The organism is Mesorhizobium sp. WSM4845, assembly GCF_055811455.1.
Genome location: NZ_JBVVQA010000008.1, coordinates 173,589 through 194,226 on the forward strand (window position 1 = coordinate 173,589; position 20,638 = coordinate 194,226).

Genomic DNA, 20,638 nt, shown 5'->3' on the forward strand with positions numbered 1-20,638 from the left:
GGATGAGCCATCGGGGGATCTGGTTATTCCTCGTCCTCATCCTGGAGCAGACGGGTGGCGCGCCAACGGGTCAGCACCCTGTTGGTCTGTTCCATGACGAAGAAACGCGCCGAGTCGCGATCGTAGCCTTCGGCCAGCAGTTTCTCGTAGTCGGTGTGCACATGACGGATATGGGCTATTGTCGCCAGCCATACGGCAATGCTCGGCGGCAAGCTCTTCATATGCACCGCGCCGGCGTCGGCGCGGATCTTCTCCATGTCGGCATAGGGCGCCAGCGGCAAAAGCGCTGTCAGCGCCTTAGCGATGGCGCGGCGGCGACCCGTCGGCGCGTTCATCGCCCGACCTGTCCGGGCCCGACCTGTCCGCGCTCGTCCCGTCCGGCAATTGTCGCGTCGGCAAAGGCATCGGTCGAAGCGAAATAAGGCTTGATGTCGATCACCGGCGTGCCGTCGAGCAGGTCGATGGCATCGAGATCGATACGGCCCGTTTCGATGTCGAGGGCGACGAGCCTGGCGATATGCAACCCGACCGGGTTCGGCCGGGCCGGGGAGCGCAGCGAAAAAACGCCCTTCGGTTCAGCCGCATGGCGGGGTTTCTGAACAATCAGGGTCCGCGGTGCGTGGTGCAGCCAGGACAGGATGATGACGTGGCTGGCGCGTTCAAGCCCGAGCAGGCCCTCGCGATAGGGCAGGTCGACGGTGAGAACTGCCGGCTTGCCCGTTTCCCGCGCGGCTTTCATGTTCTTGGGGCAAGTTTCCCGCGAGGTCCAGGGCGAGGCGATGCGACCGATGAAGACGACATGGCCATCCGGCGGCATATCGGCGGGATCAGTTTCCAGAAGCTTTTCGCCGCTGCGCGTTTCGAACATGGTTTTTGCCCCGATCCTGCTTCCGGCTGTGCGCGATCCGCCACGCATGCGCCATTTTCTTGTCCGGGAGCGACATAGCGCTTGCAAGCCTGTCAAAATCGACATAAACATATGTTTATATCTTTTCAAAGAGAATGCTCGCATGCATGTCGCGCTCGACACCATGGTAGATACATTGAAGGCGGCGGCCGAATCCAGCCGATTGCGCATCCTGGCGTTGCTGTCGCGCGGCGACCTGACCGTTTCCGATCTCACCGAAATCCTCGGCCAGTCGCAGCCGCGCGTCTCGCGCCACCTGAAGCTTTTACTGGAGGCGGGGCTGATCGGCCGCTATCAGGAGGGCTCCTGGGCCTTCTTCCGGCTGTCGGATTCGGATGCGGCGCGGGACTTCGTGCTCAGGCTGGTCTCCGGTATCCGGGGCGCCGATCCGCAGGTCGAGCGTGACCTCGAGCGGTTGGCGGCGGTCAAGCGCAAGCGGCAGGATCGCGCCGCCGAATATTTCTCCGTAAATGCCGCAAGCTGGGATCACATCCGCTCGCTGCATGTGCCGGACCGCGCCGTGGAAGCAGCGCTGCTCAAGCTCGTCGGCAAGCGGCCGTTCCAGTCGATGCTCGACCTTGGCACCGGCACCGGGCGGCTGCTCGAGATCTTTTCGCCGCTCTACCGGCGCGGCATCGGCATCGACATGTCGCGCGAGATGCTGACGGTGGCGCGCGCCAATCTCGACAAGGCCGGCATCTCGAATGCGCAGGTGCGCCAGGGCGACATTTTTGCGCCGCCGGTCGAGCGCGACGCCTTCGATCTCGTCACCATCCACCAGGTGCTGCACTATCTCGACGATCCTGCCCGCGCCATCCGCGAGGCAGCAAGGCTGCTGCGTCCGGCAGGACGGCTGGTGATCGTCGATTTCGCTCCGCATTCGCTGGAATTCCTGCGCGATGCCCACGCGCATGTGCGGCTTGGCTTTGCCGACCGGCAGATCACCGAGTGGTTTTCCGAGGCCGGGCTCGACCTCGAGGAGAGCCAGGAGTTCGAGCCGCGCGCCGGCAACGAGCCCAGTCTCACGGTAAAACTGTGGCTCGGCCGTGACCAGCGCATGCTGATCGCCGATCCTTCCAACCACCCACAACCGGCCAATGCCTATCCGATAGGGGAAACCGCCTGATGAACCAGTTCCGCTTTTCCCGCCGCCCTGACATTGGCGACAAGATCAGGGTTTCGTTCGAGTTCTTCCCGCCAAAGAGCGACGAGATGGAAGCAAGGCTGTGGGACACAGTCACCCGGCTGCAGCCGCTCAAGCCGAAATTCGTCTCCGTCACCTATGGCGCCGGCGGCTCGACCCGCGAGCGCACGGCGCGCACGGTCAAGCGCATCCTCAACGAAACGGCGCTGACGCCGGCGGCGCACATGACCTGCGTCGATGCGGCGCGTCACGAGGTCGATGAAGTTATCCAGGAATTCGCCGACATGGGTGTCACCCGCTTCGTCGCCCTGCGCGGCGATCCGGCCGAGGGCGTCGGCGCCGCCTATCGTCCGCATCCGGACGGCTATGCCAATGGCGCCGAACTGGTGGGGGCGCTGAAAGGTGTCGGCGATTTCGACATCTCGGTCTCGGCCTATCCGGAAAAGCATCCGGAGAGCCCGGATTTCGCCACCGACATCGATATGCTGAAGCGCAAGGTCGACAATGGCGCGACGCGGGCGATCACCCAGTTCTTCTTCGACAATGACCTCTACGAGCGCTATGTCGAACGGGCGCGGCGGGCCGGCATCTACATACCGATCGTGCCGGGCATATTGCCGGTCCACAATTTTACCCAGGTCGCCAATTTCTCGGCGCGCTGCGGCGCGCTGGTGCCGGCGTGGATGGCCGAGCGCTTCGACGGGCTGCAGACGGACCCGCAGACGCATGCGCTGGTGGCGTCCGCGGTGGCGGCCGAGCAGGTGCTGGACCTTGTCGAGCGCGGCGTCGGCGATTTTCATTTCTACACCATGAACCGCGCCGATCTGGTCTTCGCCGTCTGCCACATGATCGGCATCCGCTCGCACGAGGCTGAAGCCGCGGGGTCCGCCGCGGCGTAACTCCCCGTCAAATCCGGGGTGCAAAAAGGCCGGGTAAAAAACCCGGCCTTTTCAATGACTTGGACTATTTTGTGCTGCTTCCGTTGCTTGGCGGGTCTACGGAAGAAAGCCCATAATCAGCGCCCCGATGAATGCAAATGCAGCACAAATCATCAATGCGTTGATTGGCCTGGTAAGCCCCATGTCATAGCCTCCTCTTAAAGAGCTATGGCCAGAGTCTAGGGGCATTTCTGCCACAGGCAAGCGGAAACTATGCTGCAATGCGACGACAATGTGGAATTTGCGACAGGCCATTTGCCGTTAGGCATTGAAACTCTTCGGCAAAATCCCGCTTCGGCCCTGTGTACAAAATGTGACGGAGCTGGGGCAAGAATGGGTATGGCAGCGCTACCGCCGCTGAAAGTCGGAATCGATTTTCGCGTCGGTACGAAGATTCGACAAGTTGGAGCGTCGTTTGGGCGTCCGATTGGACCCTCAAGCGTGTCAGGCCTGGGAAGCGACCCGCTTCAGCTTGTTGGTCATGCATGTCGTTATCGCAAACCGCTACGCACCCTCGGTTCAAGCCCGAGGGCGTGCTTTTGGGCGATATGCATCAGCGTCGGCCGAACAGGCGGCCGTCGATGGTGACGAGGCCGATCGCGATCAGCGCCATGCCGCCGAGCTCGAACAATTCGAGCCGTTCGCCCAGGAACAGAAAGCCGAGCAGGATCGCGCTGGCCGGCACGATGAGCGTGACCAGCGAGGCGTTGGTGGCGCCGGCCGAGGCGACGAGGTTGAAATAGAGGATGTAGGCGAAGGCGGTGGACAGCAGGGCCAGCGCCAACACCGCCGCCCAGACCGGCGGCGAGGCCGAAAACAGGTTGGCAGTGCCGTGGCCAAGCAGCACGATCGGGATCATGATGATGGTCGAAGCGGTCAATTGTCCAGTGGCGATGACCGGTGATGGCACACCCTTGAAGCGGCGGGCGATCATCAGGGCCACCGCATAGGACAGCGAGGCGCCGACCAGCGCGAATTTCGCCCAGACCGGACCGCCCAGCCCGGCAAGCAGGCCGGGACCGATCATCACCGCCGTGCCGACGATGCCGAGCGCGATCCCGGCAAGCTTGTTCCAGGAGAGCTTTTCGTCTGATGTCAGCGCGTTGGCGAGGATCAACGTCCAGAACGGCGTCGTCGAATTGAGCACCGAGGCGACACCGGCGCCAAGCTCGGTCTGGCCGGCGAAGATCAGCGAGAACGGTATGACGTTGTTGACGAGCGCCAGCAGAAAGAACAGGCCGGCATGCGGCAAGGCGATGCGGAAGGACGGACCGCGCAGGCCGAGATAGAGATGCAGCGCAAGCGCCGCGATGGCGACGCGAAACAGCACCAGCACCAGCGGCGGAATCTCGGCAACCGCAATGCGGGCAAAGAAGAACGAGCCACCCCAGATCGCACCGAGCAGCAGAAGCTGCGCCCAGTCTTTCAAGACCATGGGGCCGCGCATTGCCGTCGTGGTTGTGATCGCCATGGAGAATCCTCCCGGATGGTTCTGAATGCCAAGTCAATCAGGCGTCTGTTCAGGCCATATTCTGTTCGATGGCAAGGGCCACCCGAAACCAGATCAGTGGACTAGCATTGCATCATCTGCCGTAGCGCCGCAGCGTCAGGGGTGCGAGACACAGAATTGTTTTCATTCCCGCATAGGTTGGATTAATTGTGCGCAGTCTAAGCCAAGGGATTCGTCCATGCAGCAATTCGAAAATGCGCGCGAAGCGGCGCTGGCGCTTCGCCCGGACGATCCGATCTATTGCTTCCGCCCGCAGGTGCTGAAGGCGGACGCCAGGCAGTTCATGGGCATGTTTCCCGGCAAGACCGCCTATGCGGTCAAGACCAACGGCGAGCAGATCGTGCTGAAGGCGCTGGTCGAGGCCGGCGTCGGCGCTTTCGACGTGGCCTCGCCCGGTGAGTTCGCCGCCGTGCGCGCAGTCTCGCCGGACGCCGAGATGCTCTACATGCATCCGGTCAAGGCACAGTCGGACATCAAGCTGGCGCTGGAGAAGTATGGCATCCGGGTCATCTCGCTCGACCACGAGGACGAGATCACCAAGCTGACCCGCGTGGTGCGGGCGCTCGATATCGATCCGGGTGCGATCACCGTGTTCGTGCGCATCCAGACGAAAGGATCGGCCGCCTACGAACTGTCGAAGAAGTTTGGCGCCGGACCGGCCAATGCGGTCGATCTGGCCGAACGGCTGAACCGGACCGGCTACAAGGTCGGCCTGTGCTTTCATGTCGGCAGTCAGATCGAGGATCCCGACACCTATGAGCGCGCGCTGGCCTCGGCCGACTGGGTGCGCAACCGCGTCAGCTTCGACATCGCCGGCCTCGACGTGGGTGGCGGTTTTCCCGCCGAATACGGCCATGATCCCAACCGCAAGCAGATCGAGATGCCGTCGCTCGGCCAGATCATGTCGCGGCTGTCGGGCGACCTCAAGGAATACCAGTTCGACCAGATGCCGCTGGTGGCGGAGCCGGGCCGGGTGATCGTGGCGCGCTGCCTGTCGCTGATCGTGCGCGTGCTGCTGCGCAAGGGCAAGCGGCTCTACATCAATGACGGCATCTGGGCGTCGCTGTCGGATTCATGGACCGGCAAGATCACGCTGCCGGCGCGCTTCATTCCAGACCCGGCGATCCGCTCGCGCAACGGCGAGGAGAAGACCATCGTGCCGTTCAAAGTGTGCGGCGCGACCTGCGATTCCGTCGACATCCTGTCGCGGCCGTTCTGGCTGCCGGAAACGGTCGATACCGGCGACTGGATCGAGATCGGCCATATCGGCGCCTATTCGCTGTCGCTGAGGACACGGTTCAACGGCTTTTATCCCGACACCTTCGTCGAGGTGACGACGCCGTTCGACGAAGGCGATGCGCCGCAAGGGTTCGCCAGCCTCGAGACGATGGCGGATTAGTGAATGGTGAATAGTGAATAGTGAATAGTCAGTAGTCAGTAATCAGCGGTGACTGCCTAATTCCACTGCCACTACCATTCACTATTCACTATTCACTACCCACTAAGCAACGCCGCCGCCGGCCTGGATGTTTTCGCCGGTCAGCCAACGGGCCTCGTCGGAAGCGAGGAAAACCGCGACACCGGCGACGTCGCGCGGCGCTCCGATCCTGCCGAAGGGCGACATCCCGGCGGCGATCGCGCGATCCCGCTCGGGCAGCAGGTCAGTGTCGGTAAAGCCTGGCGAAAGCGCATTCACGGTGACGGAGCGCGGTCCGAGTTCGCGCGAGAGGACGCGAACGAACTGCTCGACGGCTCCTTTGCTGCCGAGATAAAGGGCGGTCTGGGTGAAGAACATCTTGGTTCCACCGGTGGAAACCGCGATGATGCGGCCACCGTCGCGCACGCGGCGCGCCGCTTCCTGAAGCGTGAAGAAGGTGCCTTTGGCATTGGCGCCGAAGACGTGGTCGAAGTCGGCTTCGGTGGCCTCGACGAACGGTTTTATGACGGCGACGCCGACATTGGCGACGACGATATCAATCGCGCCCATCTGCTTCTCGGTTTCATCGAACAGCCGGCGAATGTCGGAAACAATGGAGATATCGGCCCGAATGGCGACGGCCTTGCCGCCATTCTCGCGGATGGCGGCAACGGCTTCCTGGGCGGCTTTCTCGTTGCCGACATAATTGACGACCACGGCCGCGCCGTTTGCCGCGAGCCCCTCGGCGATGGCGCGGCCGATGCCGCGCGAACTGCCGGTCACGAGCGCGATTTTGCCTTCAAGCGAATGATACATAGCTGTCCCTTTCTCGTCTGGCTACGGCCGTTCCAAATCGAGCGGCGGCGTTCCATGTGGACGTTAGGGGCATGCTATTGATCAGATAATAGCCTATGATCGAACAGGCTTGTTAAGTCTGAGGTACATAATGCGAGGGACCGAGTTTTCCGAGCTGAGGGCGTTCGCGACGATCGTCGAGGAAGGCAGCTTTGTCCGCGCCGCGGCCAGGCTCAGAATTTCGCCGCCGGCGCTTAGCCAGACGATACGCGGGCTGGAGGAGCGTGTCGGTGTCCGGCTGCTCAACCGCACGACCCGCAGCGTGTCGCCGACCGCTGCAGGCGAAACGCTGTTTGCCCGCCTCGCTCCGGCATTCAGCGAACTCGAAGGGGCTGTCGCCGACGCGCATGCATCACGCGGTCGACCGGCAGGCTCGCTGCGTATCAATGTTCCACGCATCGCCGCCATGCGTTTCATCGTGCCCATCCTCGGCGATTTCCGCCGCGCCTATCCCGATATTGCCCTCACCATCATCGTCGACGACATGCTGACCGATATTGTCGAGGGACGATTCGATGCCGGAATCAGGCTTGGTGAGCGGCTGCATAAGGACATGGTGGCGGTGAAACTCAGCGGGGAGCTGGAGATGGCCGCAGTGGCGGCGCCCAGCTATCTCGAGGATCACCCCATGCCCCGTCATCCCGCCGACCTGCACCATCACCAATGCATCAATTTCCAGTGGCCCGGTGGCGGCAACGTCTATCGATGGGAGTTCGCGCGAGGCCAACACGCTTTGGAAATACCCGTGAACGGCGGTCTGACGGTCAACGACACGGAACTGATGATCAGGGCGGCCCTGGATGGGATCGGCGTGGCTTACATGCTGGATTACCAGGTTCGGCCGTGGATCGAAACCGGCAAGCTCATCCGTTTTCTCGAAGCCTGGTCGCCGAGATTTCCGGGCTTTTACCTATATCATACAAGCTCCCGGCAGGTTCCGCCGGCCTTGCGAGTCTTCATCGACTTCCTGCTTGCCAGGCGATGATGGATTAGTGAATAGTGAATAGTGAATAGTGAATAGTGGATAGTGAATAGTGAATAGTGAATAGTTAATAGTGAATAGTGAATAGTGAATAGTGAATAGTGAATAAGTCAGTAGTCAGTAGTCAGTAGTCAGCACCTAGTTCCATTCACCATTCACCATTCACCATTCACCATTCACCATTCACCATTCACTAATCACTACTCACTACTCACTACTACTCACTACTATACTCACTACTCACTACTCACTACTCGCTAACCTGCTACAGCTTCGCCAAAAGCTCCGGTGTCGGCCAGCCGTCGACCGGCAGGCCTAGCCGCATCTGCTCCTTGCGGATCGCTTCGCGGGTGTTGGTGCCCAGGATGCCGTCGACCGTTCCCACGTCATAGCCTCTGGCCTCGAGCTTTGTCTGCAATGCCCTCATCTGGTCGCCGTTGAGGCCGGGTTCGGGATTGCGCGGGTCGAATTGCGGCGCACCCGCCAGCCGCGCGGCGAGATTTGCCGCGGTCAGCGCATAGGTGAAGGACTGGTTCCATTCGAGGTAGACGTCGAAATTGTCGTAGACCAGGAAGGCTGGCCCCTTGCGGCCCATAGGCAGTGCGAGGCCTGCCTTCAGGCCGTTGTCGACAAGCGGCGTGCTGTTCGGGTTGGTGACACCCCACTGAGCCCATCGCGCCAGCGGCAGCTTGTTGGTGCGGCCGGTCTGGTCCCATGGCAAGTCGTCCGGCACGCGGACTTCCTCGATCCAGGGCTGGTCGCGTTTCCAGCCGCGCGACGTGATCTTGTTGGCCGTGGTCATGATCACATCAGGCGCGCTGCCGCGCAGGTCGATCACTTCGTCGCCGTCGCCGTCGACGCCTCGGCCGAGATAGTCGGAAGGCAGCATCTGCGTCTGGCCGATTTCGCCCGCCCAGGCGCCGGTGACGTCGGCCGGGACCACGCCGCGATCGATCAGCGTCAACAATGGCACGATCTGGGGCCGGAAGAGCTGCGGGCGACGACAGTCGTGAGAGAGCGTGACCAACGCGTTCAGCGTTTGGAAATCGCCCTGCACGGCGCCGAAATCGGTTTCCAGCGCCCAGAAGGCGGCAATGACCGGGGCCTGAACGCCGAATTCGCGATCGGCGCGGGCAAACACGTCGGCATATTCCTTTAAGACGACCGCGCCCTGCTTCAGCCGATAGGCCGATATCATGCGGTTCGAAAACTCGATGAAGGTCTGGGTAAAGACGCCTTGGGCGCGATCTCGCGCCAGCACCTTTCCATCGAGAGCGGCGGTTTCCAGCGCCTCAAGTCCGGCAGTGCCGATGCCGGCGTTCTTCGCCTCGGCCGCAACGCCGTGCTTCCATGCCTCGAAATCGCCGCCGCATTGCTGTGCCACCGCCGGCGCCGCCGTGGCGGCCAGAAACAGCGCCGCGAGAATTTCCAAGCGCAATCGCATCGCCATCCTCCGAGAAGATTACCGGCGGTTGCAGGCGTCCTTCATTCGCTGTGTCGAAAAGCAGGCTGCAGGCCCGCTGTCAACGGGTGTTCTGCCGCAGCCATTTGTTCCAGGTGGCTTCCGAGCCGTTGAACACGTTGATATCGGCCTTCCCTGAGATGCCCGGCACAATACCGGTTCCGGTGTACTGCCAGAAGGTGAACGGGTGGCTGCCGTATCTTTTGCGCGGATGGCCGGCCACCGAACGCAGCCAGTAGGGATAGCCGCGGAAGGCCGACAGGCCGTTGTCGTCGAAGAAATCGATCGAGGTGTAGATGATCGGCTTCTTGCCATAGTGCTTTTCGACGATTTCGAGGAAAGTGCTCATCTCGCTGCGCACCGTGGCCGCATTGGGGCGCAGCTTGCAGGTCGGCGATTGCGGGTTCCATTCCATGTCGAGAACCGGCGGCATTGCCGAGCGGTCTCTGGGCACGTTCTGGATGAACCAGCGCGCCTGCGTCGCGGCCGGTGTGCAGAAATAGTAGAAATGATAGGCGGCGCGCGGAATTCCGGCGGCTTTCGTGCGGCTCCAATGCTCGTTGAAATACGCGTCGAAGCGATCGCCACCTTCCGTCGCCTTGACGAAAACGAAGGAAATGCCGCTTGCCCTGGCCGCCGGCCAATCGACCGAGGTCTGGTATTTGGAGACGTCGGTGCCATGGACGGCATAGCTCCACGGCGCGCCGCTGTCCCACTCATGCGGGTCGGAGTCGTCAAAACGGGGTGCGCGCACCGCAACGCTCGGCGCGCCCGATGAGGGAGGCGCAAGATCGTCGACGGTCGAGCAGGCGCCCAGCAGCGTCAGCAAGATGAAAGCCGCGAAACGGCGCATCGCTACTCCTGAACCGGTTTCAGCCGGCCGCTGATGGGTTGTTGCTGCAGGTGGTCCCTCGACCGTGCCCCCAAGCGATCGCCCCACAGGACCGCTCTCCTATCCCTGGTGTATCGCTGATCATGGTTGATATTCCGTTGACAGCGCTCGACCAGAACCGCGATTTTGCCGAAGCAATGACGGCAAATCGATGGCATAGATGAGCTTCCGGGGGAATCGGAAAATGCAGATTGCTCTGAGGCTGGTGAAGTGGCTGCTCGGGCTGGCCGTATTGGCGGTCGCAGCACTCGCTGCCTGGCTGTATCTGGCGCCGCCGGAACTGATCCGCGTCGGCTCGGGCTATACGGCCAAGATCGTTTGCTCGAATGTCTTTATCGCCGGACGCGATGCCGATGAGGTGCTCGCAGTCGACGTGCAGGCGCCGGGCCATCCACTGCTGCGGCTGATGAGGATGTCCGTCGACAAGGAACAGGTCACGGTTTCGGCCGGGCTGTTCGGCGTGTTCGGCAAGAGCGTCGCCGTCGTTCGAGACGGGCTTGGCTGCACCGCGGTTCCGGGCGGCGACATCGCCCGGGCCAAAGCAGTCGCCGGGCCGGCGCTGACACCGCCGCCGCCGCTCGACGCGCTCTGGCCGGAGGGCGACAAGGTCGACGCATCGCAAAACCCCGAGATCGCGAAAATCCTCGACGATCCTGCAATGACCGGCGCCGGTATGCGGGCGGTGGTGGTGGTCAAGAACGGCCGCATCGTCGCCGAGCGTTATGGCGCAGGCTTTACCCAAAAGACGCCGCTGCTTGGCTGGTCGATGACCAAGACGGTCAATGCCGCGATCGTCGGCACGCTGGTGAAGGACGGCAAGATGGTGATGACGAACCAGGGCCTGTTCGGGCCCTGGAAAGCGGACGGCCGCGCCGCCATCAGCCTCGCCAACATGATGGCGATGTCGAGCGGGCTGGAGTTCAACGAGGATTATGGCGACGTCACCGACGTGACGCGGATGCTCTACCTCGAGCCTGATATGGCGGGCTTTGCCGGATCCAAGCCGCTGACCGGCGAGGTGGGCAAGGTATTTTCCTATTCAAGCGGCACGGCAGCGATGCTGTCGCGGCTTTGGCAGGATGCGGTCGGCGACAAGGACAAGGCGCTGGCGTGGCCAAGGATTGCGCTGTTCGACCCGCTCGGCATGCAGAGCGCGGTGCTGGAGACCGACGAGCACGGCACCTTCGTCGGCTCGTCCTATCTCTACGCCACCGCCCGCGACTGGGCGCGCTTCGGCCAGTTCCTGCTGCAGGATGGTGTCTGGAACGGCCAGGAGGTCCTGCCTGCGGGCTTCGTCGCCTGGATGCGGGAAGCCGCACCCGCCTCGAAAGTCTACGGCAGGGGCCAGGTGTGGATCGAGGGTCCGGGCGACGAGGAGAGTCCCGGCGCCGGTATCGCTGCGGGCTTGCCTGGGGATAGCTATTGGATGGAAGGCCATGACGGGCAGACGGTCGCCATCATCCCCTCGGCGCAGCTTGTGGTGGTGCGGCTCGGCCTGACGCCGGCCAAGCTCGGCTACCGGCCGCAGATCATGCTGGCAGCACTGGTGAAGGCGCTGCATTAGAGGAATGCGGCGATCGCTCGCCGCAGGGTCTACGCAGCTGTCACCAAAGGCCTTGCACGATCAACACGCGCCCGCTCATCGGGCGAGGAGCGAAGCGACGCGACCGATCTTGGGATTCCGTGACCTTGGAGCGCTGCTGCGGTGCAGAACCTTCGATCGCGGAGCGAGGCGCCCCCCTCTGTCCTGCCGGACATCTCCCCCACAAGGAGGGAGATTGGCAGCTCGCGCGCCTCACCCTTCTTTCAACGTTGAAGATTGGCGAAGCCGGACGCGACATCTGATCTCCCCCCAAGTGGGGGAGATGTCCGGCAGGACAGAGGGGGGCGCGACGGATCACTGCTGTTTTCGTTCTGAGCCGCTGCATTCTTCGGCTGATGTCACGGAATGGACCCAGGTTCTGCGCCGTGTCGCTTCGCTCCTTGCTTGACCTAGGATGACGAAGGCGCGGGGGCTTATGGCTAATCGCAGACGTTGGAGATTGGCGGTTGCAGGCCGGTCGGCAGCGACCCTCCACAGGGCTCAGTCAAAGAGCAAATCCTCTGGGCTGCGGAACTAGATGGCGATCCTGGTCACAGCCAGCCAGGCGTAACCGCGATAAAGCGTTCTAAACCGAAGGGTTGCGCCGACTCTTGCAGATTCCGATTCCAGGACGTCCCGCAGGGCCTCGCGCGGCTCGACGTGGAATTTTCTCAGCCAGCCGCGCAGCAGCGTGCGGAACCAGCGGGGCAGGGCTTCCTGCTGGCCGAAATCGACGACGTGCAGCGAACCGCCGGGTGACAGGGCTGCAAGTGCCGCGCAAATCGTCTTCTCCCAGCCGGGGATCATCGACAGCGAATACGAGACAAAAATGCGGTCAAAGCTTTCGACGGAAAATAGCGCCTTCGCGTCGAAATCAGTGGCGTCGCCGCGCGCCAGCTTGGCGCGGCCGGAGAGACCTTCGCGGGCAATGGCAGCGGTGGCCGTTTCCAGCATCTCGGCTGAAATATCGAGACCGAAGAAGCGGGCGTCGGGATAAAGCCGGGCGGCGAGGACGATGTTGCGGCCGGTGCCGCAGCCAAGCTCGAGCACGGTGCCGCCGGCGGGCACATTCAGCCCCGCGATCAGCCGGTCGCGGCCGAGCAGGTAGTATTTGCGGGTCAGGTCGTAGACGTGGCGCTGCCAGCGGTAGACGCCGTCCATCAGTTCGCCGTGCCCGGCCGGCGGTTCGCCGTGCCTGGCCGGCAGGTCGGTCGCGCTCATGCGGCTTGCTTCACATAAAGGTGGAAGCCGCCATAGATGGCCGAACGGTCGCGGGCCGAGAATTCGCGCGACGCCTCGTCCGCATAGCTCCACTGGTCGAGCAGCGAATTCGAGACCCGGCCGGGCAACAGGCTGGGTTCGGCCGCGGTGCGGAAGATGACGCGAGCATCGGTCGACGCGGTACGGGTGATCTCGGCCCACAGCGCATTGAGCTGGTCGTCGTTCATCCAGTCTTGCGCGTCGAGCAGGACGAAGCGGTCGACCGAACCGGCATCCTTGCCGGCAAGGAATTCGATCAGATTGGCATGGTGGATGGCGACGCGGTCGACATTGTTGCGGATTGCCTGGTAGTTGCGTTTTTCGAGGTAGGCAGGCAGCGCCGCCTCGCCGGGATTGGGGTAGCGGCGGGCAAAAGCCTGCCAGGCGAAATAGTTGTTCTCCAGCGGAAAATCGCAGGCGAGCTTTTCCAGCCGGGCCTTCAGCACGCTGGCCATGGTGCCGTCGCCCGAGGTGATCAGCGAATCGTACTGCGCCGGCGGAATGCCGAGGCCGAACAGCGAGGCTTTTCGCGATGTTGCCCATTTCAGCAGCGGTTTTTCGAAGACCGGCGCCAGCTCGTCGTCGAAGAAGCGGCGCTGGTCGGCCAGGCTTTTGGCTTCCATGATGCCGGCCGGATCGACGCCGAAGAATTTGGCGGTGCGGTGGCCCATGGCGATGAACAGGCCGAGCAGTCCGGTCTGGTAGAAATTGCGGTCGAAGACGGCGATGCGGCGACGCCGGCGCCAGTTGCGATGTTCCCAGTAATGGCGGCTGACCGGGTCGAGATGCGGCGCGATGAAACGGTCGTAGGCTTGCGAATTGTGACGGGTCTCGGCAGCGCCGAAGAAACGGAACAGGTCGCCCTGCGACGGCAGATGGCGCACCGCTTCGAGCTTCATGCGGTTCAGCGCGATATGGGCGGCGTTGAGATCGACGGCGTCGACCCTTTCGGGTGACCGGGTGAGATAGGCAAGGATGTTACAGCCGCCCGAGGCGATGGTGACGACGCGGTGGCCCTGGCCAAGCTGCATCGCCTCCATGTCGACGTCGGGGTCTTCCCAGATCTGCGGATAGACGAGGCCGGAAAACAGCAAGGCGAAGAGCCGCTCGGAGAGGCCTGCCTTCGACAGCGGGCGGTTCTGGTAGACGGCCTTGCCAACTTGCTTGCCGCGGCGAAAAACCAGTTCTGCGGAAACATCCGTCATGACAAGGCGATTCCCCGTTTGCTCTGGCGCAAGCGGGTAGCGCAGGTGGATGACAGGCCGGTGACAGTCGGAGGCATCGATAATTCTACTCCGGCGGTCATCTGACGCGGTTTTCTGCGCTTCCGATGCTCACGGACCCAAATGTCCGCTCCGCTTCGGTTCTCGAAAACCACCCCACCTGACTCGCCAGAGCGAATTCTGGATGCCTCCTTAGAGGCGGCCAAATCCGCCCGGCGTCGGCGTCGTCACGATGACGGCTTCACCGGCCTCGAGCAGCGTCTGGTCGCAAGCCTTCAGGACTTCGATGCGGCCATCCTTGCGGCGGACCTTGGTCGAGCCGACCTCGCCATCGCCGCCGCCGTCCAGGCCTTGCGGCGGGCGGTTGCGATGTGAAGACAGGATCGCGCATTCCATCTTTTCGAGGAAACGGATGGTGCGCTCGGTGCCGTCGCCGGCACTCCATTTGCCTTTGCCGCCGGAACCTTCGCGGATGTGGAAATCCTCGAGCAGGACGGGGAAGCGCAACTCCAGCACTTCCGGGTCGGTTAGGCGCGAATTGGTCATGTGGGTGTGGACGCCGGAGATGCCGGCAAAGCTGCGGCCGTTGTTCATCCGGCCTGCCGGCGAGCCGGAGCAGATCGTCTCGTAATACTGGTACTGCTTGTTGCCGAAGGTGAGGTTGTTCATCGTGCCTTGCGCATTGGCCATCGCGCCCATGGCGCCGAACAGCGCATTGGTGACATGCTGCGAGGTCTCGACATTGCCGGCGACGACCGCGGCCGGGTAGGTCGGCTTCAGCATGCAACCCTCGGGAATGATGATGTTGATCGGTCTCAGGCACCCGGCATTCATCGGGATCATGTCCTCGACCATGACGCGGAAGGCATAGAGCACGGCTGCACGGGCGACCGGCTCGGGGGCGTTGAAGTTGTTCTTCATGACCGGCGATGTGCCGGTGAAGTCGACGGTTGCCTCGCGCTTTTGCCGGTCGACCGATATCTTCACCTTGATGATTTGGCCGGTGTCGGTCGGATACTCGTATACGGAGCTGTCGGGCAGCCGCTCCAGCACGCGGCGCACGCTTTCGGCGGCATTGTCCTGGACATGGCCCATATAGGCCTCGACCACGCCAAGGCCGAAATGCGCGACCATCTCGCGCAACTCGGCAACGCCCTTTTCATTGGCGGCAATCTGCGCCTTGAGGTCGGCGATGTTCTGATGCGGATTGCGCGCCGGGTAGGGGTGGTCGGCGAGCAGCGTCTCCAGCTCCTTCTCGCGGAACCGGCCGCGATCGACGATGCGGAAATTGTCGAACAGCACGCCTTCCTCGTCGACGGTGGTGGCGAGCGGCGTCATCGAGCCGGGTGCGGTGCCGCCGATATCGGCATGATGGCCGCGCGAGGCGACGTAGAAGAGGATCTTTGGCGATTGGCCGATCTCCCCCCTTGTGGGGGAGATGCCCGGCAGGGCAGAGGGGGGCAACGTCGAGCGCTCAGCTTCGCGGTATGCCGGCTCGCCAATTGGAGGCGTTGGCGGGACAGCGCCCCCCTCTGTCGGCTTCGCCGACATCTCCCCCACATGGGGGGAGATGGGGCGCCCATCCTCAAAGACCGGCGTCACCACGGTGATGTCTGGCAGATGCGTGCCGCCATTATAAGGCGCATTCAGTGCAAAGACGTCGCCGGGGTGGATGTCGCCGGAGTTCAGCCGAATGATGGTTTCCACCGAACGGTCCATGGAGCCGAGATGCACCGGCATGTGCGGCGCATTGGCCACCAGCGCGCCATTGCGGTCAAAGACGGCACAGGAGAAATCCAGCCGTTCCTTGATGTTGACCGAATAGGCGGTGTTTTGCAGCGTCACGCCCATCTGTTCGGCGATCGACATGAACAGGTTGTTGAACACCTCCAGCATGACCGGATCGGCCTCGGTGCCGAGCGCCGCCAGCCGGCGCTTTTTCTCGATGCGACGCAGGAGCACGTGGTTCCTGGCGGTGATTTCGGCCTGCCAGCCCGGCTCGACGACGATGGTCTGGTTCGGTTCGATGACCAGGGCAGGGCCGCCAAGCTTGTGCCCCGGTTTGAGCGCCTCGCGGCGGAAAATGCCGGCGTCTTGCCAAGTGCCGTCGATGAAGATTTGCCGATTTTCCGAAGGGCTTGCGGCGATGTCCTCAAGGATTGAATCACTTTCCTCGCGGCCGGCGTCGCCGCTGTCGATGCCTTCGACGCCGACCGATTCCACGATCATCGGCTTGTCGTCATAGACGAAGCCGAACTGCGCCTTGTGGGCGGCTTCGAAATCCGCCTTGGCCCGTGCGATCGAACCGTGCCCAAAATTCACCGGCAGCGCGGTGTCGGTGCCGTCGTAGCGGATCTGCAGCACCGGTTTCGAGGCGACGGCGTCCTCGGCAATGCCTTGCGCGGCAAGCTCGTCGATGACGGCTTTGCGCAGCGTCGCGATGAGTTCATCGATTGCCGGCCTGGACACTTCCGTCAGCGGTTTCAGCAGCGCCTGCTGGCGCGACGAAAAAATTGAGGACAACCCAATGCCATAGGCCGACAGCAGCCCGGAGAAGGGATGGATCAGCACCGCCTCCATGCCGAGTGCGTCGGCAACGAGGCAGGCGTGCTGGCCGCCGGCGCCGCCAAAACAGTTCAGGAGATACTCGGTGACGTCGTAGCCGCGCTGCACGGAAATCTTCTTGATGGCGTTGGCCATGTTTTCGACGGCGATGGTGACGAACCCTTCGGCGACCGCCTCCGGCGTGCGGCCGTCGCCGATTTCGGCGGCGAGTGCGGCGAATTTCTCGCGCACGGTTTGCATGTCGAGCGGCTCGTCCTGGCCGGGTCCAAAAATGGCCGGGAAGAAGTCGGGCTGCAGCTTGCCCAGCATGACATTGGCGTCGGTGACGGCCAGCGGTCCGCCGCGCCGGTAGGCGGCCGGACCGGGATTGGCGCCGGCCGAATCTGGCCCGGCGCGAAAACGGCCGGCCTCGTAGTGCAGGATGGAGCCGCCGCCGGCGGCGACGGTGTGAATGCGCATCATCGGCGCGCGGATGCGCACGCCGGCAACCTCGGTGTCGAAGGCGCGCTCGTAGTCGCCGTCATAATGGGCGACGTCGGTTGAGGTGCCGCCCATGTCGAAGCCGATGACCTTGTCGAAACCGGCGAGCTTTGCTGTCTCGACCATGCCGACGACGCCGCCGGCCGGACCGGACAGCAACGCGTCCTTACCCTGGAACATATCGGCGGCGGTAAGGCCGCCGGACGACATCATGAACATCAGGCGAGGGGATTCCCTTCCCCTCGAGGGGAGGGTGGCGGCGAAGCCGCCGGGTGGGGTCGGCTCGACTGGGTTCGACGCTCTGGCGGTGCCTTCTGAGATGACCCCCTCTGGCTGCTGCGCAGCCATCTCCCCCTCGAGGGGGGAGAGGACGCCCAGCTCTTCCGCCACCCTCTGCACATACCTTGCCAGAATCGGCGACAAATAAGCGTCGACCACGGTGGTGTCGCCGCGGCCGACCAGCTTGATGAGCGGCGAGACCTCATGACTGACCGATATCTGCGAAAACCCCAGTTTCCTGCAGACTTTTGCAACCGCCTTTTCGTGGTCGGGATATTTCCAGGCATGCATGAACACGATCGCCACCGCGTCGATGCCGTCGGCCCTGGCTTGTTCGATGGCCGGGCGCATGGCGGCGATGTCGAGCAGCCTTTCGACGCGGCCGTCGGCGCGCACGCGCTCGTCGACCTCGATGACGCGCTCGTTGAGCTGTTCGGGAAGGATGATCTGCTTGGCGAAGATATCGGGCCGGGCCTGATAGGCGATCCTCAGCGCGTCGCGAAATCCCCTGGTGATGAGCAGCAGCACACGGTCGCCCTTGCGCTCCAGAAGCGCGTTGGTGGCAACGGTGGTGCCCATCTTGATGTCGCCGATCAGGCCGGATGGGATCGGCGCGCCGGATTTTAGCCCGAGCAGATCGCGAATGCCCTGGATGGCGGCGTCGGCATAGGCTTCGGGATTTTCGGATAGCAGCTTGCGCGGGTGCAGCCCGCCTTGCGGGTCCCGGCCGATGACATCGGTGAAGGTGCCGCCGCGGTCGATCCAGAAATCCCATTTGGCGGTCACGGCAGCTCTCCCGGGCATTTTATTGATTCAAATGTGCTAATTCGCCATGGTCTGGTGTTAATTCGCCATGACTTCGCCGGCAACGCAAAAGCAGATGATGTTACATACGGAAATGCAACGTTATGAAACCCATGGGGCGTTTGGTGCATTCTGTCCTCGATCGTCACCGGTAGCGGGGGCGTGATCAGAGGAGAGATGTCATGAAGAAACTCATTCTTGCGTCGGTTTCGGCGCTTGCCCTGCTTGGCGTTGCGGCTTGCAGCGACAGCGGCACGGGCGGGGACGCCACCACCACGCAGAGCACCAATCCGCCGGCGAACGAACAGCCGATGCAGCCGGCTCCCGACGCGACCAAGCCGGCCGAGCCGGCTCCGGCACAGCCATCTGCGCCGGCGCAGTAATTCTTATGTGAATGAACAGAAGGCCGGCATCGTGCCGGCCTTCTGACTTCAGGACAGTCTTCTTGCGGCCGCCGCCGCAAGCTCGGTTTCGCCTGTCACTTTTTGGCCGAGCAGAAGGGGCCGAAATGGCGAGGTGACGAAGGTTTGCAGTTTCGCGCGCCATGGCCGCTGCTGCTTGCTAATTTCCATGATCGACGGTTGCGCCAGCTGCTCAGGGAGGCCGCCTGCTCAGGCGGCCGCGAAATCGGCTGGGCCGGCCCTGCGGCATTGTCTTCCAGCTTGATAGCGGTGGGCTTGATAGCGGCGGCCAGTTAGCCCTAATAGGTGCCCATGTCGATTTGGGATCGCCTCGGCGACTTCATCACCCGCGTTTCGTCCTCAACCTCGTCCGGCGTCGCCGACGTGGTCGAGGCTGTGCGCACGGTTTTCTCCGGCGACCCTGACCTGCGCCGGCGCGTCGCTTTCTCGGTGGCGATGATCGCGCTGTCGGCCAAGATGGCCAAGGCCGACGGCATCGTCACCCAGGACGAGGTGCGCGCCTTCCAGCAGATATTCGAAGTGCCGAAGGAGCAGACGCGCAATGTGGCGCGGCTCTACGATCTGGCCAAGCGCGACATCGCCGGCTTCGAGACCTATGCCGCGCGCATGGCGCAGCTTTGCGGCTCCGGCCATTCGAACTGCGCGATGCTGGAGGACATTCTCGACGGGCTGTTCCATATCGCCAAGGCCGACGGGCTGGTCCACGAGCGCGAAGGTCAGTTCCTGCATCGCATCGCCGAGATCTTCCGGATCGAGGAGGCGCATTACCAGAGCATTCTGGCCCGGCACGTCGATCTGGGTGCGGCCGATCCGTATGTCGTGCTCGGCATCGAGCGGGGAAAAACCTTCGAGGAGGTCAGGAAGCGTTACCGCAAGCTGGTTTCGGACAACCATCCCGACCGGCTGATCGCACGCGGCCTGCCGCAGGAATTCATCAAGATCGCAACCAGCAGGATAGCGGCGATCAACGCGGCCTATGAGATGATCGAACGGGGCCTGCGGCACGCATGAGCGGCTTCCTGCCCGACGAGCCGAGCGCCGAGGTCAGGGTATCGCCGAATTTCGGTCCACGACGCGAGACGGTCGACATGATCGTGCTGCACTACACCGGCATGGAGACCGGCGCCGGCGCCGAAGCATGGCTGTGCGATCCGGCCAGCGAGGTTTCGTCGCACTACCTCGTCCATGAGGACGGCCGCATCGTCCAGATGGTCAGGGAAAGCGACCGTGCCTGGCATGCCGGCAAGAGTTCCTGGTTCGGACGAAGCGACATCAACTCCTGTTCGGTCGGCATCGAGATCGTCAATCCGGGGCATTCGCTGGGCTACCGGAATTTTCCGAAACGGCAGATCGATGCTCTGATCGGCCTGTGCAAGGGGATTGTTCAGCGCCATTCCATCCCGGCTCAACGGGTGCTCGCCCATTCCGACGTGGCGCCGGGACGCAAGATCGACCCGGGCGAGAGATTCCCCTGGAAGGCCCTGTTCGAGGCCGGTGTCGGCCATCTTGTCGAAGCGGCATCCGTCAGGCGCGGCGCGGTGCTGAAGGCCGGCGACGCGTCTGCCGAGGTCGAGGCGTTGCAGTCGATGCTGGCGCTCTACGGTTATGGCGTGGAGATATCAGGCGCTTTCGATCGGCAAACCGAAATCGTGGTCGAGGCTTTCCAGAGGCATTTCCGGCAACGCAAAGTGGATGGCGTGGCCGACGGATCGACAATTCGCACGCTGGAACGGCTGCTTGGCTCGGTGAGGGCAGTTCCGTCCAAGTAGTCTTTTCCTGGCTGTAAGTTACAGTCTGTCATTTAAAGTGACTTGCCCCGCCTTTTTTGCCGCCAATTCGACCGTCAAAGGCGATCCGTGCAAGTTGTCGGACCTACAGCCTCCCAAATGTTCCGACGTTGATTGGCGTAGCTGCGT

General features: G+C 62.9%; 17 protein-coding genes. 8 read left to right on the forward strand and 9 right to left on the reverse strand.

Annotation, left to right across the window (positions count from 1 at the left end):
* Positions 1 to 23: 23 nt before the first annotated feature.
* A complete protein-coding gene (locus tag AC0L2C_RS12285; RefSeq protein ID WP_128167195.1) occupies positions 24 to 335 on the reverse strand; it encodes a DUF2293 domain-containing protein in 312 nt (103 codons plus the stop codon).
* Positions 332 to 868 (reverse strand): tRNA (N6-threonylcarbamoyladenosine(37)-N6)-methyltransferase TrmO, encoded by a 537-nt coding sequence (gene tsaA, locus AC0L2C_RS12290; RefSeq protein WP_287237218.1) that lies wholly within the window; start codon positions 866 to 868, stop codon positions 332 to 334. The genes AC0L2C_RS12285 and tsaA overlap by 4 nt, the downstream gene beginning before the upstream one ends.
* Before the next feature lie 142 nt (positions 869 to 1,010).
* Here tsaA and AC0L2C_RS12295 point away from each other — a divergent pair, with 142 nt between their 5' ends.
* Both AC0L2C_RS12295 and metF read left to right on the forward strand, forming a co-directional pair.
* A complete protein-coding gene (locus AC0L2C_RS12295) occupies positions 1,011 to 2,033 on the forward strand; it encodes an ArsR/SmtB family transcription factor (RefSeq protein ID WP_287173532.1) in 1,023 nt (340 codons plus the stop codon).
* Complete coding sequence (metF, locus tag AC0L2C_RS12300) at positions 2,033 to 2,950, forward strand: methylenetetrahydrofolate reductase [NAD(P)H] (protein WP_077383108.1); 918 nt, start codon at positions 2,033 to 2,035, stop codon at positions 2,948 to 2,950. The genes AC0L2C_RS12295 and metF overlap by 1 nt, the downstream gene beginning before the upstream one ends.
* Before the next feature lie 592 nt (positions 2,951 to 3,542).
* On the opposite strand, the gene AC0L2C_RS12305 is transcribed toward metF, so the two are convergent.
* Complete coding sequence (locus AC0L2C_RS12305; protein WP_128167191.1) at positions 3,543 to 4,460, reverse strand: DMT family transporter; 918 nt, start codon at positions 4,458 to 4,460, stop codon at positions 3,543 to 3,545.
* A gap of 217 nt (positions 4,461 to 4,677) precedes the next feature.
* Here AC0L2C_RS12305 and AC0L2C_RS12310 point away from each other — a divergent pair, with 217 nt between their 5' ends.
* On the forward strand, positions 4,678 to 5,898 hold the full coding sequence (locus AC0L2C_RS12310) for an alanine racemase (RefSeq protein ID WP_077383117.1): 1,221 nt from the start codon (positions 4,678 to 4,680) through the stop codon (positions 5,896 to 5,898).
* Between the two features lie 102 nt (positions 5,899 to 6,000).
* Here AC0L2C_RS12310 and AC0L2C_RS12315 read toward each other — a convergent pair whose 3' ends face one another.
* On the reverse strand, positions 6,001 to 6,732 hold the full coding sequence (locus AC0L2C_RS12315) for an SDR family oxidoreductase (RefSeq protein ID WP_473523459.1): 732 nt from the start codon (positions 6,730 to 6,732) through the stop codon (positions 6,001 to 6,003).
* 130 nt (positions 6,733 to 6,862) lie between these two features.
* Between AC0L2C_RS12315 and AC0L2C_RS12320 the strand changes: the two genes are divergently transcribed.
* On the forward strand, positions 6,863 to 7,756 hold the full coding sequence (locus AC0L2C_RS12320) for a LysR family transcriptional regulator (protein ID WP_473523460.1): 894 nt from the start codon (positions 6,863 to 6,865) through the stop codon (positions 7,754 to 7,756).
* A 262-nt stretch (positions 7,757 to 8,018) separates the two neighbouring features.
* Here the strand turns inward: AC0L2C_RS12320 and AC0L2C_RS12325 are convergent, their stop codons facing one another.
* Positions 8,019 to 9,197 (reverse strand): lytic murein transglycosylase, encoded by a 1,179-nt coding sequence (locus AC0L2C_RS12325; protein WP_473523461.1) that lies wholly within the window; start codon positions 9,195 to 9,197, stop codon positions 8,019 to 8,021.
* Positions 9,198 to 9,276: 79 nt separating this feature from the next.
* Complete coding sequence (locus AC0L2C_RS12330; RefSeq protein WP_023798718.1) at positions 9,277 to 10,068, reverse strand: glycoside hydrolase family 25 protein; 792 nt, start codon at positions 10,066 to 10,068, stop codon at positions 9,277 to 9,279.
* Positions 10,069 to 10,291: 223 nt separating this feature from the next.
* Between AC0L2C_RS12330 and AC0L2C_RS12335 the strand changes: the two genes are divergently transcribed.
* Entirely contained in the window at positions 10,292 to 11,671 is a 1,380-nt protein-coding gene (locus AC0L2C_RS12335) for a serine hydrolase domain-containing protein (protein WP_473523462.1), read from the forward strand.
* 552 nt (positions 11,672 to 12,223) lie between these two features.
* Here AC0L2C_RS12335 and AC0L2C_RS12340 read toward each other — a convergent pair.
* From AC0L2C_RS12340 to AC0L2C_RS12350, 3 genes are all read right to left on the reverse strand, one after another.
* On the reverse strand, positions 12,224 to 12,910 hold the full coding sequence (locus tag AC0L2C_RS12340) for a class I SAM-dependent methyltransferase (RefSeq protein WP_473523463.1): 687 nt from the start codon (positions 12,908 to 12,910) through the stop codon (positions 12,224 to 12,226).
* Complete coding sequence (locus AC0L2C_RS12345) at positions 12,907 to 14,154, reverse strand: BtaA family protein (RefSeq protein WP_473523464.1); 1,248 nt, start codon at positions 14,152 to 14,154, stop codon at positions 12,907 to 12,909. The genes AC0L2C_RS12340 and AC0L2C_RS12345 overlap by 4 nt, the downstream gene beginning before the upstream one ends.
* 210 nt (positions 14,155 to 14,364) lie before the next feature.
* Positions 14,365 to 18,282, reverse strand: coding sequence for a hydantoinase B/oxoprolinase family protein (locus AC0L2C_RS12350; RefSeq protein ID WP_473523465.1), 3,918 nt, complete (start codon positions 18,280 to 18,282; stop codon positions 14,365 to 14,367).
* 200 nt (positions 18,283 to 18,482) lie between these two features.
* Here AC0L2C_RS12350 and AC0L2C_RS12355 point away from each other — a divergent pair, with 200 nt between their 5' ends.
* From AC0L2C_RS12355 to AC0L2C_RS12365, 3 genes are all read left to right on the forward strand, one after another.
* Complete coding sequence (locus AC0L2C_RS12355; protein ID WP_023798723.1) at positions 18,483 to 18,683, forward strand: hypothetical protein; 201 nt, start codon at positions 18,483 to 18,485, stop codon at positions 18,681 to 18,683.
* A 330-nt stretch (positions 18,684 to 19,013) separates the two neighbouring features.
* The gene (locus AC0L2C_RS12360) at positions 19,014 to 19,733 is read left to right on the forward strand and encodes a J domain-containing protein (protein ID WP_023798724.1); all 720 of its coding nucleotides are present in this window, start codon (positions 19,014 to 19,016) and stop codon (positions 19,731 to 19,733) included.
* The gene (locus AC0L2C_RS12365) at positions 19,730 to 20,491 is read left to right on the forward strand and encodes an N-acetylmuramoyl-L-alanine amidase (RefSeq protein WP_473493948.1); all 762 of its coding nucleotides are present in this window, start codon (positions 19,730 to 19,732) and stop codon (positions 20,489 to 20,491) included. The genes AC0L2C_RS12360 and AC0L2C_RS12365 overlap by 4 nt, the downstream gene beginning before the upstream one ends.
* The last annotated feature ends 147 nt before the right edge of the window (positions 20,492 to 20,638 follow it).

Bases quoted from the DNA above. Each gene is read 5' to 3' on its own strand.
- AC0L2C_RS12285 (WP_128167195.1), bottom strand. From the start codon at position 335: ATGAACGCGCCGACGGGTCGCCGCCGCGCCATCGCTAAGGCGCTGACA.
- tsaA (WP_287237218.1), bottom strand. From the start codon at position 868: ATGTTCGAAACGCGCAGCGGCGAAAAGCTTCTGGAAACTGATCCCGCC.
- AC0L2C_RS12295 (WP_287173532.1), top strand. From the start codon at position 1,011: ATGCATGTCGCGCTCGACACCATGGTAGATACATTGAAGGCGGCGGCC.
- metF (WP_077383108.1), top strand. From the start codon at position 2,033: ATGAACCAGTTCCGCTTTTCCCGCCGCCCTGACATTGGCGACAAGATC.
- AC0L2C_RS12305 (WP_128167191.1), bottom strand. From the start codon at position 4,460: ATGGCGATCACAACCACGACGGCAATGCGCGGCCCCATGGTCTTGAAA.
- AC0L2C_RS12310 (WP_077383117.1), top strand. From the start codon at position 4,678: ATGCAGCAATTCGAAAATGCGCGCGAAGCGGCGCTGGCGCTTCGCCCG.
- AC0L2C_RS12315 (WP_473523459.1), bottom strand. From the start codon at position 6,732: ATGTATCATTCGCTTGAAGGCAAAATCGCGCTCGTGACCGGCAGTTCG.
- AC0L2C_RS12320 (WP_473523460.1), top strand. From the start codon at position 6,863: ATGCGAGGGACCGAGTTTTCCGAGCTGAGGGCGTTCGCGACGATCGTC.
- AC0L2C_RS12325 (WP_473523461.1), bottom strand. From the start codon at position 9,197: ATGCGATTGCGCTTGGAAATTCTCGCGGCGCTGTTTCTGGCCGCCACG.
- AC0L2C_RS12330 (WP_023798718.1), bottom strand. From the start codon at position 10,068: ATGCGCCGTTTCGCGGCTTTCATCTTGCTGACGCTGCTGGGCGCCTGC.
- AC0L2C_RS12335 (WP_473523462.1), top strand. From the start codon at position 10,292: ATGCAGATTGCTCTGAGGCTGGTGAAGTGGCTGCTCGGGCTGGCCGTA.
- AC0L2C_RS12340 (WP_473523463.1), bottom strand. From the start codon at position 12,910: ATGAGCGCGACCGACCTGCCGGCCAGGCACGGCGAACCGCCGGCCGGG.
- AC0L2C_RS12345 (WP_473523464.1), bottom strand. From the start codon at position 14,154: ATGACGGATGTTTCCGCAGAACTGGTTTTTCGCCGCGGCAAGCAAGTT.
- AC0L2C_RS12355 (WP_023798723.1), top strand. From the start codon at position 18,483: ATGAAGAAACTCATTCTTGCGTCGGTTTCGGCGCTTGCCCTGCTTGGC.
- AC0L2C_RS12360 (WP_023798724.1), top strand. From the start codon at position 19,014: ATGTCGATTTGGGATCGCCTCGGCGACTTCATCACCCGCGTTTCGTCC.
- AC0L2C_RS12365 (WP_473493948.1), top strand. From the start codon at position 19,730: ATGAGCGGCTTCCTGCCCGACGAGCCGAGCGCCGAGGTCAGGGTATCG.